The organism is Gammaproteobacteria bacterium CG11_big_fil_rev_8_21_14_0_20_46_22, assembly GCA_002796245.1.
Lineage (GTDB): Bacteria > Pseudomonadota > Gammaproteobacteria > UBA12402 > UBA12402 > 1-14-0-20-46-22.
In genome coordinates this window covers 1-14,861 of sequence record PCWT01000027.1, presented here as the reverse complement: position 1 = coordinate 14,861, position 14,861 = coordinate 1, and the positions used below count along the sequence as shown (strand labels likewise).

The window sequence follows — 14,861 nt, the reverse complement described above, 5'->3', positions numbered from 1 at the left end:
GAATCAATGTTAAAAGATAAAAGCGTGATCATCATCGCCGGCAGTTCAGGTATCGGGCCAGCCGTCGCCAAGTAAGTTCTGAGACCGACGGCAAAACGTTACAATAAGCGGAAATTTAATAGGAGCATAATGATGGTAGAAAATTGGGCCTTTATTTATTGCAGCCCGGGCTTTAACCCGAAAGATCACACCACGGTGGTCGACAACGGCCGCTGTAAAATCACCATGGTGGGTGTGGATGTGTTTGATCGCGATGCTGCGCTTGATATTGCAAAACAATTAGTGGCAGAAGGTTGCCAGATGATTGAGCTGTGTGGTGGCTTTGGGCCTTTGTATATTGCAAAAATAAAAGAGGCGACAGACTATGCGATCCCGGTGGGTTCAACGATGTATGGTCCTGAAGATCGCCAAGCGATGATCGATATTACTCGAGGGCAATTGCCGGAAAATGATTGATAAAACACGCTGAACTGGTAGTATTTCAGCCTTCGGGGCGTGGCGCAGTCTGGTAGCGCACTTGCATGGGGTGCAAGGGGTCGCAGGTTCAAATCCTGCCGTCCCGATATTAATTGATCATAAATAATCCAAAATAATGAAAAATCAAGCAAGACAAGGCCTTATTTTTTATTACTTATCAATAAGTTATTCTTAACACGGCAAGATTGGCCATTTTTCACCCGTTTTCACGGTTGGTGATTGGCTATCATTAGTTTACAATTATTTTGCACCCTTGATGCACCCTCAGCGAATCCCTGAGTAGGCTCGGTTTGCTTTGTGCGGGCTAATGATTAAAGGTGAGTTTATGGGAAAGAAGACAAACACAGCAAATCTGACAAATAACATGATTGATAAGCTTGAACCGAGCGACAAGGCTTATGATGTTCGTGATAGCGGTGAAAGTGGGTTTTACATTAGAGTGTATCCCAGCGGTATAAAGACTTTCCGTTATGAGTATCGCCGAGGGAAACATTATACGATTGGCCGCTATAACAAACATACGTTTAAAGTTGCTATGGCAAGGGAAGCGATTGGCCTTGTGCGAGGTAAAGTTTCAAAAGGGGTCGACCCCAATGAAGAAAAAAAGCAAGCATGTGATCTGAGGCAGGAAAAAGCGAACCAATACACATTTAATGCATTTTTAGAGCAAAAATATAAACCCTGGTATCGAGCCACGCATCCTAAAACGACTGATGCGACTTTTCAGGTGCTCGAAAGTAATTTTAAACCACTGTTTGGCACAAAACCGCTGACAGCGATTACCTTAGAAAAAGTTGAACATTGGCGTAGTAAAGAACAGCTTGAGCGACGTCGGGTTAGGATAAAAAAGCAAGGCAAAGAAAAAGTGAGAGTTGAAGAACCCATAGGGGCTGCAACATTAAACCGCTATATTGAGCGCTTGTCCGCCTTTTTAAGCAAGGCTGTTGAGTATAAATACCTGGATAGTAATCCACTGATCGGCCTTAAAAAACTTAAAGTGGCTGAAAAGAACCGCGTGCGGTTTTTGAGTGAAAAAGAATTTTTAAACCTATTAAAAGCACTCGATGACCGAGAAGAACAACTGCGCGCTAAAAGAGATAAGGGCAATGCTTGGCGAAAAGCACGTGGATATACGCTTTATCCCGACTTGCGTCAGCAAGCGTTTGTAGATTATTTGAAGCCTATGGTGCTAATTTCATTAGGGAGCGGGGTGCGTTTTGGTAGCTTGATTCGATTAGAATGGGAACGACATGTTGATAGCGAAGACAAAGACAATGTTATTTTAAAGTTAACACCAGATATTGTGAAAACTGAAAAAGGTTACGATGTGCCGCTCGATGAAAACACATCAAACATATTAATCCAATGGTATGATCAAACGTATGGTTCACATCAGGGCAAAGGCTGGGTGTTTCCAGGCAAAAAACCAGGAAGTCATATTGCGAATGTGAAAAAAAGCTGGAATTCTTTACTTGAACTTGCGGGTATCGAAGATTTTCACTGGCATGATCAACGACATGATTATGCTTCCCAGCATGTCATGAGTGGTACTGACTTGTATACGGTTATGGAGCTTCTTGGTCACACTGATCCTAAAATGACAAAGAAATACGCGCATCTAGCTTCAGAACATAAAATTGCTGCAGCGAAAAAGCTTGGCAAGAGGCGAGAAGATATATTAAAGAAAGCAGATGGCAAGTGATTAGTTAATGAATGAGGTGCACTGTAATGACAAAAAAATTTGAATTAACCGAGTTAAATATTGAAAATAAGCATTATTCAGCTTTTTTGAAGGCAGCACAGTCGAAAATTATTTCCACTCGCATCAGTATTGCTAAAGCAGCTTGCAAAGCACAGATTGAGTTGTATTGGTGGTTTGGAGAGCAAATTGTTAAAGCCCAAGAGCAGCATGGTTGGGGAAAGTCAGTTGTTGAGCAGCTTTCGCTGGATTTAAAGCGGGGGCTAAAAGGAGTTACTGCCGGTTTTTCTGCAAGAAACTTATGGTTTATGCGCAGTTTTTATTTGGAATATAAGGATTATCCAAATCTGCAACAAGTTGTTGCAGAAATTCCCTGGGGGGCAAAATCTAGTCATATTGGGGCAAGTTAAGGATTACCAGGCGCGCGAGTATTATTTGAAATCTACGCGTGACATGGGCTGGACACGTAATGTCTTAGAGATACAAATCAAGTCTCAAGCCTATGAGCGCCATATCGTCGAGAAAAAAGATCATAATTTTCAGACGGCATTACCTATTCACTTGGCTGAGCAAGCAGACAAAGCGATGAAGAGTGTTTACATGCTGGATACGTTAGGATTAACCCAGCCGGTGCTCGAAGCACAGCTTGAAGAAAGCATGGTCGGGAAAATTAAAGAAGTCATGCTAGAGTTAGGCTACGGCTTTGCTTTTATTAGCAATCAATATCGAATTGTTTCACCCGGTGGTACAGAGAATTTTATTGATTTATTGTTTTACAACAGACGCCTGCAATGTTTGATAGCAGTAGAGTTGAAAACTGGTAAATTCAAACCTGAGTACGCCGGCAAAATGAATTATTATCTTAATTTGCTGGATGATTTTGTCAAAGAGCCATGGGAAAATCCTTCTATTGGTATTATTTTATGTGCCTCAAAAAATCATGTTGATGTGGAATATGCTTTACGCGGCATTGACAAACCTGTCGGCGTTTCAGAATTTACGTTATCACGCAGTCTCCCTAAAGCGTTGCGTGACAAACTGCCGAATGCAAAAGAAATTGAAAAAGAAATTTTAAGGCAGATGGATAAGCCTGACGAAACGGTTTAAGAAAGATGCTGGGCTGCATCTATAAAATTAGCCTCGAGCTGCGTGCACTTGAAGCAGCACTATAACTTTCGGGTTATGACGTGCCCCCCTGGTTGCTTATGATAAGCAACTGTCCGATAGCCCATTAAAAGCAAGAAGCTTTTTAAAGTGCGCTACCGTTTAACTGGTCGATCATCATTTGATGATCAGCTTTTTTACTACATTGGTTATTTAAGCTAACGCTTAATAACCTGAAAAGGCTGCTTGTCTTCACTCGAAGACAGCGTAGTCTTTTTCATTAATCACTGTCCGCCGGACAGATTCACTATCATAGGCTTTATTTAAAGCCATCGACTATTCGCTGCAATAGCAAACCACGTGCTGACGAAACAACTTGCTTACCAGATTTTATCGGGGAAAGCGGTAGGTTTTCGGCCTCAGCTATTCGGTCACACTGTCGCAACTTCATTGCCTGCATAAATTTTGTTGTTAATGCAGAGTGTAACAACACTTACCTATTATTGGATCAGCTAAGCTGACCATGAATGGTTAGTCACACGAGATAGCTATTCGGCGCGTCACTCGCGATATTGAAAATGTCGGGAGTGACGCGCCTTGCGCGAAAATTTTTTCAATATAAAAACAAACAATTACGGTTTTAAGCGCGGCGTGAACGCCGCGTGAGCACAAAAAATCATATTAAGAGGATTCAAAAATGGCAAAGAAACACACCTTTAAAGGCACGTTTATCAATGTACTGAAACATAACAGGGATGGCTCATTTGGCACACAAACTAGCCGGAGAGAAATATTATTACAGACTGCCGATACGCTGTGGCCAATGGGATATAAACTCGATAGTGCTAAATTCATCCGGACACGCCATGTCTATAAACTTGTTGACCACTGGAAATCGAACGGCGATATGCCGGGTACGCTTCGTAACAAAGCTGCCGCGCTTCGCTGGCTCATGGGTAAATTTAACAAAGCTGAAATCGTGCTGGACAACAAAACGCTAAAAATTCCCAAGCGTGAATATGTCACCAATAAAGATAAATCCCGCGACATTAGCAAAACAGATTTAGATAAGGTTCACGAACCCTACCGAAAACTAAGCTTAGAGGCGCAAAAGCTGTTTGGACTTCGCGTGGAAGAAAGTTTAAAAATTCAACCACACGTTTGTCTGACCAAGGAAACCAGCTATTTTTAAAGGGTTCCTGGACGAAGGGCGGCCGTCCGCGTCATGTGCCTATTTTGACAGACGAACAACGGCAATGGTTAGACAAAGCGAAAGCATTAGTGAAATATAAAGAGCATTCGCTCATTCCATCGGGTACCAGTTATAAGACTTATCGTAATACGATTAACCAGTATTTTCGCCGAAAAGGAATTTATAAAACTCATGGGCTGCGCCATTTGTATGCGCAAGAGCGTTATAAAGCATTAACAGGCTGGGAGTGTTTTGTTAAAGGCGGCCCATCAAGAAAATAATTGTCACCGGAACAAAAGCAGCTTGATCGAGCCGTTCGACTACAAATCTCCCAGTTGATGGGGCATAATAGAGCCAGGATCCTAGCCCAATATATTGGGGCGCTTAAGAATTGAGTTGTAGTTATATTGCAAAGTAAGATTGGATTTAGGTAAAATGATTTGGTTAAGGTGACGCTCGTTATCTTAATGCTAAGAAATCAAAGTTAAATCTTTAGTGGAAAATAAAAATGCTGATTTTGTATCATTGTAATAACTCATATGCTTCGCAAAAAGTACGATTATATTTCGCTGAAAAGAGTGTTCTTTGGAAAGAGCATCATATAGACCTATTAAAGCAAGAGCACTTGACCGAAGAATATCAACGTATTAATCCCAGAGCATTAGTGCCTGCGTTAGATGATAATGGAAAAATCATTGTTGGTAGTACAAATATAATGAAGTACGTTAGCGATCATTATTTGAAAGAGATGATTACTCTGGATTCAACTCTGATAGGCCGGATTTATTCTTTCTGTAAACGTGATGAAGAGCTGCATGATCCGCATATTCGTACATTGAGCTATCATTACCTTTGGATGGATCATAAGAAGAGTGCTGAAGAAGAGCAGCGAGTACTAATGTTAGCAAGAAAGCATCCGGATAAGGCGCGAGGTGACTTTTTAGCAAGAGCTATACAGCGGCAGTTAACTGAGGTGGAAATTGATTTATCAAATAAAATGATTATCGCTGCGTTGGATGAAATGGAAGCTCTTTTAGCTGAGGCTCGTTCTGGGTTTCTATTTGGCGAACAATATACGATGGCTGATGCTGCTGGTACCGCTCGATTGTTTAGATTGGAACTTTTAGGCTTTCAATCTGACATTGAAAAGCGTGCTTTGGTTCTGGCTTATTATAAAACCATGCGTGATAGAGTGAGCTTTTCGAAAGCAAACATGACTGCTAGAAAGTAATTTTGAAAATCAGCATTAATCAGTGTACTTTAAAAAAGTCACGGTCCTGCTGCATAAACGTGCATCACAAGGGAATAAGAAGCAAGGCGCTTCCTTGTGACATCTTTGATATAGGTTAAAACAATTTTTACGTAAGGCATAGAGCCGTTTTTAGGTATTAATCGAAAATCTCACTTTTCTTTGCAATAATTTTCATCGTATCATAAAAAAGTTCAATGTGTGTAATGAAGTTACGTTGAAATGTCATCAGTGAGGCGACAGGTAGTTTTCCAATCGGTGGGTTAAATTCAAAGTCCATCGCCAGCATGGTTTGATTGTTTGAACTAAATGCAGCGCGAATGTTGAGTGTATTTAGAAGCTTAAAGAGATTCTTGGCAGCAGTGATGGCGGGCTCTTTTCCTCTCGTTTCGGCCAGTGGGGTGAGCAGATGAATATCGTTGCTTAAAAGCTTCTCCATTTCTGCCGCATTTTTTTCTTTCATGGCGGTGTAATAAGCATTGGCTAACTGTAAATTATCGTTGTTCATGTTAAAGGCTCGTGATTTGACTTGTCATTTGTACTCATTGTAATTAGAATACAGGCAATTCCCCCCTTTTATCAAGAAAATCGCAATGGTTTTTAGACAATAAGGTTTTTTCCAAGAAGTATCAATATGGGGTAGTGCTTAGGCAGCATGTAGATTTACTATCCGTCGTAAAAGCGCAAGCGAAGGAGAACCTTATGTTTTTAATTATCAGTAATTATATTGTGCCTGGCACACAAGTAGATCCGCATCGTGAGCAGCACCTTGAATGGGTTAAGCGATACATCGATAGCGGAGATTTTATCATGGCGGGTCCTCGGCGAGGTAAGATGGGTGGTGTGATCGTTAGTCGATCCATGAACAAAGATAAACTGATGAAGATTCTCTCAGAAGACTCATTTGTTTTTGAAAATTTGGTTGAAAATCAGATTGTTGATTTTGATGCGCCACTGACATCAGAAGCATTTAAAGCATTGAGTGAGCTGTAAGCAGGAGATGATGATGAAAATAGGTAAACGTTTTGTGACAGGGGTTGAAGAGGGTAAGTCAACTTTAATTTCTCAAAATGCGGTGAGCACGATTGTGCCGTATGACATATTTCCGAGTTTTCAGATACAGGAGTTATTTTATACGGAAGATAGTCCTCAATCTTTGGCGACGCGTCATTTAAGCCAAGCCTATAATATTGAGCTGCCTAAAGGCGCCATGCGTGTGATGGTGGTTCGTATGCCTACCATAAAAGAGATGGAAAAAGAGCTCGCTGAGGCAGGCCAAGCAATTCCTGAGGATTGGTCAAAACACAATATCCATAACACTGATTCAGTGGATTATGTATTCGTGCTGTCGGGCGCGATTCAGTGTGTGACTGGGGAAAATACCTTTGAATTAAAACAAGGCGATTTTTTAGCGCAAATTGGGCCGGAGCATACTTGGGTTAACCCGTATGATGAGCCTTGTTATGTCTTTTGTGTGATGGTGGGCACGGAGCCCAGTGGCAATAGAAAAAAGATGACGGTTGAATAGGGTGTTTATCGATGGATTTAAAGCGATGGAAATGTGAATAAATGAAAACAAAGACTATTGTCAATAATTGGAACAAAAAATATTTTAACGGACAGCTTTCAAGAGAAGTTCTTGGGTGTTTAAGTCAGCTTGATTTAAACAATGAAGAAATCACCACTTTTTTAGATACTTATTTCCAGTATTTTTATCTATCTGGTTTTAAAGCGAAAAACTTCCCGCCTGTGTGGGCACAGTGGCTAGCTGAAAATATCGAAAATTATATGTTATCTGCATGGCAGCGTGTTCCACCGATTACAGCAAAAGGACGATTAAAGCTCATTGATGAAGTTTTTCATCGGACCTTAAAGCTTGATTCAGAAAAACCGTTGCAGGTATTAGACATTGGTTGTGGGTATCCACCTGAGACAACGCTCGATTTAGCAAACGCTTTTCCTTTGTGGGATATCACGGCGATTGATCCCGGTATGCCAAGTTATATCTTATATGATAATGAAGGGCATGCGGCTTGTTTTGATCAAGCTAAAAATCTCGTCTATATACAACGTAATCCAGAACAAAAAATCAACCAGTTTAATCGGCGTGAAAAAGAACATTATATTAATCAGTTTCAAATGTTATGGGATCAAGTAAAAGATTCGGTGGATGAAACTGAAAAAGTAAGTCAATGGACTGACTCGGGGCAATTAATTATTAATCCGATCACGCATTATGAATCAAGTAGGCTTCATTTTGATATATTAACCGCGCAAGCAATGAACTATGAGAATGCGTTTGATTTGATTAGAAGTTTTGCTGTATTTATATATTTTTCAAAAGAAGCTTATGAGCAGGCGATGCAAAAAATTGAAAAAGCGCTTAAAGAAGGGGGTTATTTTGTTTATGGCTTTGTATTTGAAAATGGTACGGCACCACTTTATACTATTTTTCAAAAACAAAATGGCCGTTTACAGCCTGTCGAGTTTGCATTTAGTCTAGATCATATTTCTCAGCTAAATTGCCGAAGTTGGTGGTGTTTTCATGAAAATCAACCGGATAAATTATTGCTAACGAATTGCTTAAAAGTCATTGCCGATGATGAAACGTTATTTTCATCCATACAATCGAGCGTTGATCAATTTTTACAGCAAGAAAACATAGGCTATCGTGATGCTGATGACTACATTCACCTATTAGACAATCCAGATTTTTTTGACCGATTTAAGCATTTAAATGATTACCTCAAGCCTTTTGTAAAATCTGTGTGTGAGTGCCTTATTCGCTCTGGGCTTCAAGCAAGGATCAATGAAGTGGGAGACATTGCGATTAATCTTGAAAATGAATCTAACGAATAGACTATAGGCTATGAAACCATATAATCATAGGGGGGGGGAGTAAGCGCATGAATTCATCTAAATTAACACCTATCTTTACCGAGAAAGCGGCTTTGCCTCAAGGGTATTATTCACAAGCAGTCGCGCAATGACAAAAAAGCTTCAAATTGAGCATAAGGATTAAAAAATATGTTAAATATTTTAGCGAATTACCATCGCTGGGCGTATCAGGCACTTTACCAAATTGTTGATCAGTTGCCTGATGCATCTTATCGAAAAGATCTAGGGTTATTTTTTAAAAGCATCCATGGCACGCTGAACCATTTGCTATTGGTTGATCGGCTTTGGCTTTCTCGATTTGTTGGAAACACAATAAAAGTTGATCATTTAGATCAAGAGTTAGTGCGCGATAGAGAGCAATTAAAATCCGAGCTTGATCAGCAGGCTATACGCTGGATTGATTTTATTGAAGCGCTGGACTTAAGGGCTTTGCCTGAAAATTTAGATTATACCAATACCAAAGGCATTCAAAGTACTGTGCCTTATGAGAAAGCTTTGTACCATGTATTTAATCATGGCACACATCATCGTGGCCAAATTTCAACAGCATTAACGAAGCTTGGTTGTGAAGCGCCTGTGATGGATTTGATCTATTTTAAAGATGAGGTTTAGTTAATGCGAGTAACCAGAAAAGATGCGCAAACAGGATTTGAAATTAGTATTCATTATGAGGTGGTTGGCCAAGGCAAAGAAGTTGTCGTTTTTCATCATGGTAATGGCAACTCGATTGAGGACTGGTATACACTGGGTTTTGTTGATGCGCTAAAAAATGATTTCACTTTGGTTTTAATTGATAGCCGAGGCTACGGAAAAAGCAGTAAGCCACATGATCCCAAAGAATACAGTTTGAAAAGTCGGGCTGACGATACAATTGCCGTGTTGGATCAAGAGAAAATTAAACAAGCACATTGCTTTGGTGGTTCTATTGGTGCGGCTCAATGTTTTTTGTTAGCAAGGTATTATCCTAAGTATTTCAAGTCTTATATTTTTGCCACGCCTTATTTTCAACTGTTTGATGAAACGATTAGGGCCGCATTACAGCAAGGCACTGTTGCTTATGTTGATAAATTAGAAAACCTACTGGGAAGCAAGGTTGATAATGAATCAATAAGGCAAACACTTTTAGCAAATGATGCGAGAGCGCTATGGGCGGCTAATTCATCTGAATGGTTTGATTATCAAGATTATGTTCAATATGTGAAGTCACCTGCTTTGATTTACGTTGGGGATCAAGAGCCTTCAGTGCCAAGCTTAAAAGCACTTGCTGAACAGTTGAAGAATTTAAGAAACCAGTGCGAGCTTCAAATTTTACCCGATATGGGTCATAAAGAAGCGTATTGGCGTGGTGATATTGTTTCGGACTTGATTAGAAATTTTGTCTTTTCCATTCGTTTAGTTTGCTAGAGAGTTAAAATTAAGCAAAAAAATCAAATAAAGCCATGAAGGTTTCTTCTGGCGCTTCTAATCTTGCGGCATGCGCCACTTTTTCTAACATGACCAGCGTTGAGTTAGGTAAGTGCTTGTCTAAAAACTGACAATCAGCAGGTGTGCAGAGGATATCTTCCTCGCCGCCGAGTATGAGTATGTTAGTTTGAATGTTTTCTAGTTTGTCGCTTAAATCGAAAGCTTCGATAGCGTGAAGTTGCCGTGCTTGATTTTGGAGAGATTGAGGGTAGGGGTTTGATTGAAGTAACTGTTTCAGCGCTGCTATTTTTTCTACATTTTTTAAAAAACGTTCACCGTAGACCCAGCCAAGTTCTGCTTGAAATAAGGCATCAAAGCTTGCGCTGTCGCGGTATGCAAGGTGCATGCTTCTTAAGCCCGCAACGGTATTCAAGCGCCATTTAGCTGGGCCTGCCATTGTGCAGGCGCGATCAATTTTATGGGGATATTGTTGAGCAATAGCGAGTGCGATAGCGCCGCCCATCGATTGTCCTACAATATGAGGTTTTTTTAGCTCAAGCGCTTGAAATAGATTAACCGTATCATCAGCAAATTGTTCAATGGTTAACGGTTCATGATGGTGGTCAAGCGTTTGACCGACCGCGCGATTATCAAAAACCAAGACATAATATTCTTTAACTAAATCAGTCAGTAATGGTTCCCAATAGGTATGGTCTGCACCAAAGCCTGAAATTAATACGAGTGCTTTGTTACTGGGTTGGCCATGAAGTTCGTAGTAAAATTGGCTGTTGTTGAGCTTTATAAAAGGCATTTTAACGCTCCGAGTCAGAATTTTTTGTTTTAATCGCTTGGTATAATTTATTCAAAGTGGGTAGAGCTATTTTAAATGATTGCATAAACGCTAGCAATTTTTCTGTGTTATCCGGTAGGGTTTTCAACATATTGGTTTTTTGCTTTTCACGATCTGCCGTATTCGTTAATGGCATTTTTTTTAAGCTTGCCAGGATGTTGTCTAAATAATCGATATCAACAGGTGAGCCATACCGGCGGGCTGCCTGTATAATTTCTGTTTGTAAGGCATCGCGTTCAGTATTTAAGGCATCGCTGGCTAATATTTCAGATACGCTCAATCCTTCGCGCGCCATTAATGTGAAAAAAGGTACATTGAGCGCAAGTTTTGTGAGTTGAGCGGATTGTGGGCTATTCGTTGTGATAATCTTGAGCGGTGTTGTTTCAAAAACAGTTTGAACTTGATGAAGTCCGTCATCAACAGGTGTTTCAAGTGCTTTGGGTGAAAATCGCGCGAGAATCATATCAAAGCCAAAAGCGTGTTGTGCTAGAGTGCTGCTGATTTTGTTGGCTTTAATCCAGCAGGTGCCGCTATATAAGGGATTGTTGGGAAAACACGCATTAATCGCTTTTTCAAAGCCTAATCCATTTTGTAGTGTGACGATTAGCGTTTTTGCAGTGCACGCTGATGTTAGCTGACTTAATAGGCCGGCATTTTCATGGCTTGGGACGCATAAAATGAGGATGTCGCAGGGAGGCAGTGTTTGAACATCTTGATGAAAGTGTAAATGTTCGTGGCTTGCCGCCTTTATTTCGCTGCCATCTGGCGTGGTAAGCGTTAAGCCAGTTTGCGCTAAATCTTCATAGTTACTCCGTGCTAAAGCGTGTATGTTTAGCTCGGATACCATTGATAAATAGCCTGTCACAGTGCCGCCAATGGCGCCGATGCCGATAATACCTATGGTTAATTTCATGGAATTTCCTCATGGTTTTGCTTGTTATTTGGGTGGGTTTTTATTAAGATACACGGAGTATTCCCTTCTATCAAGAAAACCGCAACGGTTTTTAAACAATCCAAATTTTCCCAAGAGGTATTATTGTGACACAGTGCTTAGAACAGCATGTTGAGGTAAGTTATGGCAAGCTATGAAAAATATACAATGCCCGTTGGTAAAAGCGATGAGGCGCGTTTGTTGGCGCTTAATGCTATTTGTAATCCAGAGAGCTTGCGTTTTATTGATGATGTTTCATTAAACCTTGAGGGAAAAACTGTCGCCGATATTGGTTGTGGTACCGGCATTATGTCGGTTCATTGGGCAAAAAAAGTAGGTAAACGTGGCAAGGTTATCGCTATTGATATCAGTGAAGAGCAGCTTGCTGTTGCAAAAGCCTATGCTGAAAAGCAGGGTGTTCTGAATATTCAATATATTTGTTTACCGGTTGAGCGTCTTTCGGAGATTGGCGAGTGTGTCGATCTCGTTTATACCCGTTTTTTGTTGGAACATTTGGCTAATCCAGAATTAGCCATTAAGCAAATGCTGGGCTTGATAAAACCGAATGGTTATTTGTTTTGTGAAACAGTGACAAGTTATGAGGCCATTTTTAGTGACCCTGAAACTGAGATGACACGCCAATGGCGAGAGGCAGTTTTATTGCAGCCGACATTTCATCAGACGGATTTTTATTTGGGCAAGCGATTGTTTTCTTTATACCCGTCTTTCGGCTTATCAAGAAAGTTTTTTAGGCTAGCACAGCCATTAATGACAGAGAATAAAGCGAGTGTCGATTTTTCAGTGGGCTATATGTTGGCAATGAAAAATAAGCTGGCGTCAACCTCGATTTTTTCTGAAGAGTCAGTGCTGGAAATTGCTGAAGCGATTGAGCAGTATCTCTTAGAGGGAGGTGTCATCGCATTTCCACAGTATGTGCAAGTTTTAGGTCAGAAAGAAGAGAAAAATGCAAAGTCTGTCAGTTTTTCAGAAATTAAGAGAAGGTAATTATGACGATTAAGATAGTATCACCAGAATCAGCGGGTTTATGTTCATCGCGACTATCTCGCATCAATAATTTAATGCAGGAAAAAGTTGATCAAGGCGAATTTTCAGGTATTAGCACCTTGGTGGCAAGGCAGGGTAAGGTGGTGCATTTTGAGCAGTTTGGTTATAGCGACCGAGAGTCGAAGGCGCCGATGCAAGATGATACCCTGTTTCGTATTTATTCCATGACTAAGCCTATTGTTTGCGCCGCGCTGATGACGCTTTACGAGCAAGGTAAATTTGATTTAAATGAGCCTGTTTCAAAGTATATTCCAGCATTCGCTCGGCTGAAGGTTTTGGAGAAAGATGCAGCCGGAAAAGAAAAGTTAGTGGATTTAGCGCAGCCGGTCACGATTTGGCATTTGCTGACGCATACATCGGGTCTGGTGTATGACTTTTATGATGATTTTCCTTCATGCCAGATGTACAGGGAGAAACAGGTTTCGGCGAAGAGAGCCGGTGTTTCTTTAGAGCAATATATTGATCGTATTTGTGAAATACCTTTAGCTTTTCAGCCTGGATCGCGATGGTTTTATAGTGTCAGTATCGATGTGGTCGGCAGGCTTGTTGAGATTATTGCCAATAAATCTTTGCCAGAGTATTTGAGCGAAACTATTTTTAAACCTTTGGGCATGAAAGACACAGGCTTTTATTTGCCGGAAGAAAAACATTCTCGACTGGCCACTATGTATGGCCGTGAGAATTTATTTGCACCTCATATCGGCTGGTCAGATTTAATGAGCGCATGGGAAAATAAGCCATTAGCGCACATGGACATGACAGAAAGCTATCCTGCTGATGATCCGGTATTTTGCCGTGGTGGAAGCGGCTTATTTTCCAGTGCGGAAGACTACTTTCGTTTCACGCAAATGCTGTTAAATAAAGGTGAGCTTGATGGGGTGCGTATTCTAAGCCCTAAAGTATTAGAATTAATGCATATGAATCACTTGCCAAAAAGCCTTTTACCGATTGCGTTTTCAACCTTTGAAATACCTGGTTATGGTTTTGGCTTGGGTTCTAGAGTTTTAATTGATTTAGCTAAATCACAATTGCCTGGCTCCATCGGAGAATACGGTTGGGCGGGCGCTGCCAAAACTTATTATTGGATTGACCCTAAAGAAGAATTAATTGGCCTGTTCTTGACGCAATCATTGTGTGATTATTCTATGACAGTGCAAACTTTTCAGACGTTAGTGTATCAGGCGTTGATAGATTTAAAAGGATAAATGGATGTTTTATCGGTTGGTTTTTGTTGAGCTAATATAATGAATTCTATTCAACAGGCTGAAATTTTATTGAGCGATTTTGTCATAAACACGGAAAAAGTTTTTGGCAGTCGTATTGTTGCAATCTATAAATTTGGCAGTTTAGGGTCGCATGGTGATTTTTCGGCTTGTAGTGATGTTGATGCGGTCGTAATGTTAACGTCAATCGAGAAGGGGGATAAAGAAAAATTCGCTAAAATATCGGAAGAAATCACATCGATAGGTGAGCCTTATTCGGATCGCTTATCCATTTTTTGGAGTAGTGTGAAGAATGATGATTTTTCGAAAGGCATAGGTCGTTTTCCTGCGCTGGACCGTTTGGATTTTATTCAGCACGCTATTTTAATGGCTGGAGATGATTGCCGCCATGGGTTAACGGCACCGTTACATGAAGAGATTGTGAAAGAAAGCGCCGAGTTTATATTGGGCTTTATGCTGACGCCTGAAAAATATCATGAGCTTACAGCGGCGCCGGAGGTGATTTTAGCTAAAGGTGCGCGTTATTTGACAAAGTTTGTTTTATTTCCTGTCAGATTGACTTTCACGTTAGATAAGCCTGGTGTTATTGGTTCTAATGCTGACTCGCTTAAACATTTTGTTGGCCAATATAGCGCAGAGATGGCTTCGAACATAATGAGTTTGATTAAGCAGGCTTATACGTTAAGAAGTCGTAATCCCAGCGAAACAGTAATGATCGATAAGCGACAGTTCCATTGCGCCTTGTTACAGTTATATATTTTTTGTCTTA

The 14,861-nt window shown here is 40.5% G+C and carries 16 protein-coding genes, 1 tRNA gene and 1 pseudogene; 15 read left to right on the top strand and 3 right to left on the bottom strand.

Annotation, left to right across the window (positions count from 1 at the left end):
* Positions 1–129: 129 nt before the first annotated feature.
* The 7 genes and pseudogenes from COV52_03270 (at position 130) to COV52_03240 (ending at position 5,703) form a co-directional block, all read left to right on the top strand.
* The gene (locus COV52_03270; protein PIR11563.1) at positions 130–456 is read left to right on the top strand and encodes a hypothetical protein; all 327 of its coding nucleotides are present in this window, start codon (positions 130–132) and stop codon (positions 454–456) included.
* Between the two features lie 33 nt (positions 457–489).
* Positions 490–563 (top strand) — tRNA-Pro (locus COV52_03265).
* Positions 564–784: 221 nt separating this feature from the next.
* A complete protein-coding gene (locus COV52_03260; protein ID PIR11562.1) occupies positions 785–2,179 on the top strand; it encodes a hypothetical protein in 1,395 nt (464 codons plus the stop codon).
* A gap of 26 nt (positions 2,180–2,205) precedes the next feature.
* A pseudogene (locus tag COV52_03255) lies at positions 2,206–3,283 on the top strand (hypothetical protein).
* A gap of 694 nt (positions 3,284–3,977) precedes the next feature.
* Positions 3,978–4,472 carry a hypothetical protein gene (locus COV52_03250; protein PIR11561.1) on the top strand — a complete coding sequence of 165 codons (495 nt, stop codon included), beginning with the start codon at positions 3,978–3,980 and terminating at the stop codon, positions 4,470–4,472.
* Complete coding sequence (locus COV52_03245; protein ID PIR11560.1) at positions 4,442–4,753, top strand: hypothetical protein; 312 nt, start codon at positions 4,442–4,444, stop codon at positions 4,751–4,753. Before COV52_03250 ends, COV52_03245 begins: the two co-directional genes overlap by 31 nt.
* Positions 4,754–4,980: 227 nt before the next feature.
* On the top strand, positions 4,981–5,703 hold the full coding sequence (locus tag COV52_03240; GenBank protein ID PIR11559.1) for a hypothetical protein: 723 nt from the start codon (positions 4,981–4,983) through the stop codon (positions 5,701–5,703).
* A 157-nt stretch (positions 5,704–5,860) separates the two neighbouring features.
* Here the strand turns inward: COV52_03240 and COV52_03235 are convergent, their stop codons facing one another.
* Positions 5,861–6,229, bottom strand: coding sequence for a hypothetical protein (locus COV52_03235; GenBank protein PIR11558.1), 369 nt, complete (start codon positions 6,227–6,229; stop codon positions 5,861–5,863).
* Positions 6,230–6,423: 194 nt separating this feature from the next.
* Between COV52_03235 and COV52_03230 the strand changes: the two genes are divergently transcribed.
* The 5 genes from COV52_03230 to COV52_03210 all read left to right on the top strand — a co-directional run bounded on the left by COV52_03230 (position 6,424) and on the right by COV52_03210 (position 10,023).
* Positions 6,424–6,714 (top strand): hypothetical protein, encoded by a 291-nt coding sequence (locus COV52_03230; GenBank protein ID PIR11557.1) that lies wholly within the window; start codon positions 6,424–6,426, stop codon positions 6,712–6,714.
* Positions 6,715–6,727: 13 nt separating this feature from the next.
* Complete coding sequence (locus COV52_03225) at positions 6,728–7,249, top strand: hypothetical protein (GenBank protein ID PIR11556.1); 522 nt, start codon at positions 6,728–6,730, stop codon at positions 7,247–7,249.
* A gap of 41 nt (positions 7,250–7,290) precedes the next feature.
* Positions 7,291–8,580, top strand: a complete 1,290-nt coding sequence (locus COV52_03220; protein ID PIR11555.1) for a hypothetical protein — start codon at positions 7,291–7,293, stop codon at positions 8,578–8,580.
* Between the two features lie 168 nt (positions 8,581–8,748).
* Entirely contained in the window at positions 8,749–9,231 is a 483-nt protein-coding gene (locus COV52_03215; GenBank protein PIR11554.1) for a damage-inducible protein DinB, read from the top strand.
* Between the two features lie 3 nt (positions 9,232–9,234).
* Positions 9,235–10,023 carry a hypothetical protein gene (locus tag COV52_03210; GenBank protein PIR11553.1) on the top strand — a complete coding sequence of 263 codons (789 nt, stop codon included), beginning with the start codon at positions 9,235–9,237 and terminating at the stop codon, positions 10,021–10,023.
* Positions 10,024–10,033: 10 nt separating this feature from the next.
* On the opposite strand, the gene COV52_03205 is transcribed toward COV52_03210, so the two are convergent.
* Together COV52_03205 and COV52_03200 are read right to left on the bottom strand one after the other, a co-directional pair.
* Complete coding sequence (locus COV52_03205) at positions 10,034–10,834, bottom strand: hypothetical protein (GenBank protein PIR11552.1); 801 nt, start codon at positions 10,832–10,834, stop codon at positions 10,034–10,036.
* 1 nt (position 10,835) lies between these two features.
* The gene (locus COV52_03200; GenBank protein PIR11551.1) at positions 10,836–11,786 is read right to left on the bottom strand and encodes a hypothetical protein; all 951 of its coding nucleotides are present in this window, start codon (positions 11,784–11,786) and stop codon (positions 10,836–10,838) included.
* Between the two features lie 162 nt (positions 11,787–11,948).
* Between COV52_03200 and COV52_03195 the strand changes: the two genes are divergently transcribed.
* From COV52_03195 to COV52_03185, 3 genes are all read left to right on the top strand, one after another.
* Entirely contained in the window at positions 11,949–12,809 is an 861-nt protein-coding gene (locus tag COV52_03195) for a hypothetical protein (protein PIR11550.1), read from the top strand.
* A gap of 2 nt (positions 12,810–12,811) precedes the next feature.
* The gene (locus COV52_03190; protein ID PIR11549.1) at positions 12,812–14,074 is read left to right on the top strand and encodes a serine hydrolase; all 1,263 of its coding nucleotides are present in this window, start codon (positions 12,812–12,814) and stop codon (positions 14,072–14,074) included.
* 39 nt (positions 14,075–14,113) lie between these two features.
* Positions 14,114–14,861 (top strand): hypothetical protein (locus COV52_03185; GenBank protein PIR11548.1); only part of this gene is annotated, 748 nt, incomplete at its 3' end.

Excerpts from the sequence above, each read along its gene's own strand:
- COV52_03270 (PIR11563.1), top strand. The coding sequence starts at position 130 with ATGATGGTAGAAAATTGGGCCTTTATTTATTGCAGCCCGGGCTTTAAC.
- COV52_03260 (PIR11562.1), top strand. The coding sequence starts at position 785 with ATGATTAAAGGTGAGTTTATGGGAAAGAAGACAAACACAGCAAATCTG.
- COV52_03250 (PIR11561.1), top strand. The coding sequence starts at position 3,978 with ATGGCAAAGAAACACACCTTTAAAGGCACGTTTATCAATGTACTGAAA.
- COV52_03240 (PIR11559.1), top strand. The coding sequence starts at position 4,981 with ATGCTGATTTTGTATCATTGTAATAACTCATATGCTTCGCAAAAAGTA.
- COV52_03235 (PIR11558.1), bottom strand. The coding sequence starts at position 6,229 with ATGAACAACGATAATTTACAGTTAGCCAATGCTTATTACACCGCCATG.
- COV52_03230 (PIR11557.1), top strand. The coding sequence starts at position 6,424 with ATGTTTTTAATTATCAGTAATTATATTGTGCCTGGCACACAAGTAGAT.
- COV52_03225 (PIR11556.1), top strand. The coding sequence starts at position 6,728 with ATGAAAATAGGTAAACGTTTTGTGACAGGGGTTGAAGAGGGTAAGTCA.
- COV52_03220 (PIR11555.1), top strand. The coding sequence starts at position 7,291 with ATGAAAACAAAGACTATTGTCAATAATTGGAACAAAAAATATTTTAAC.
- COV52_03215 (PIR11554.1), top strand. The coding sequence starts at position 8,749 with ATGTTAAATATTTTAGCGAATTACCATCGCTGGGCGTATCAGGCACTT.
- COV52_03210 (PIR11553.1), top strand. The coding sequence starts at position 9,235 with ATGCGAGTAACCAGAAAAGATGCGCAAACAGGATTTGAAATTAGTATT.
- COV52_03205 (PIR11552.1), bottom strand. The coding sequence starts at position 10,834 with ATGCCTTTTATAAAGCTCAACAACAGCCAATTTTACTACGAACTTCAT.
- COV52_03200 (PIR11551.1), bottom strand. The coding sequence starts at position 11,786 with ATGAAATTAACCATAGGTATTATCGGCATCGGCGCCATTGGCGGCACT.
- COV52_03195 (PIR11550.1), top strand. The coding sequence starts at position 11,949 with ATGGCAAGCTATGAAAAATATACAATGCCCGTTGGTAAAAGCGATGAG.
- COV52_03190 (PIR11549.1), top strand. The coding sequence starts at position 12,812 with ATGACGATTAAGATAGTATCACCAGAATCAGCGGGTTTATGTTCATCG.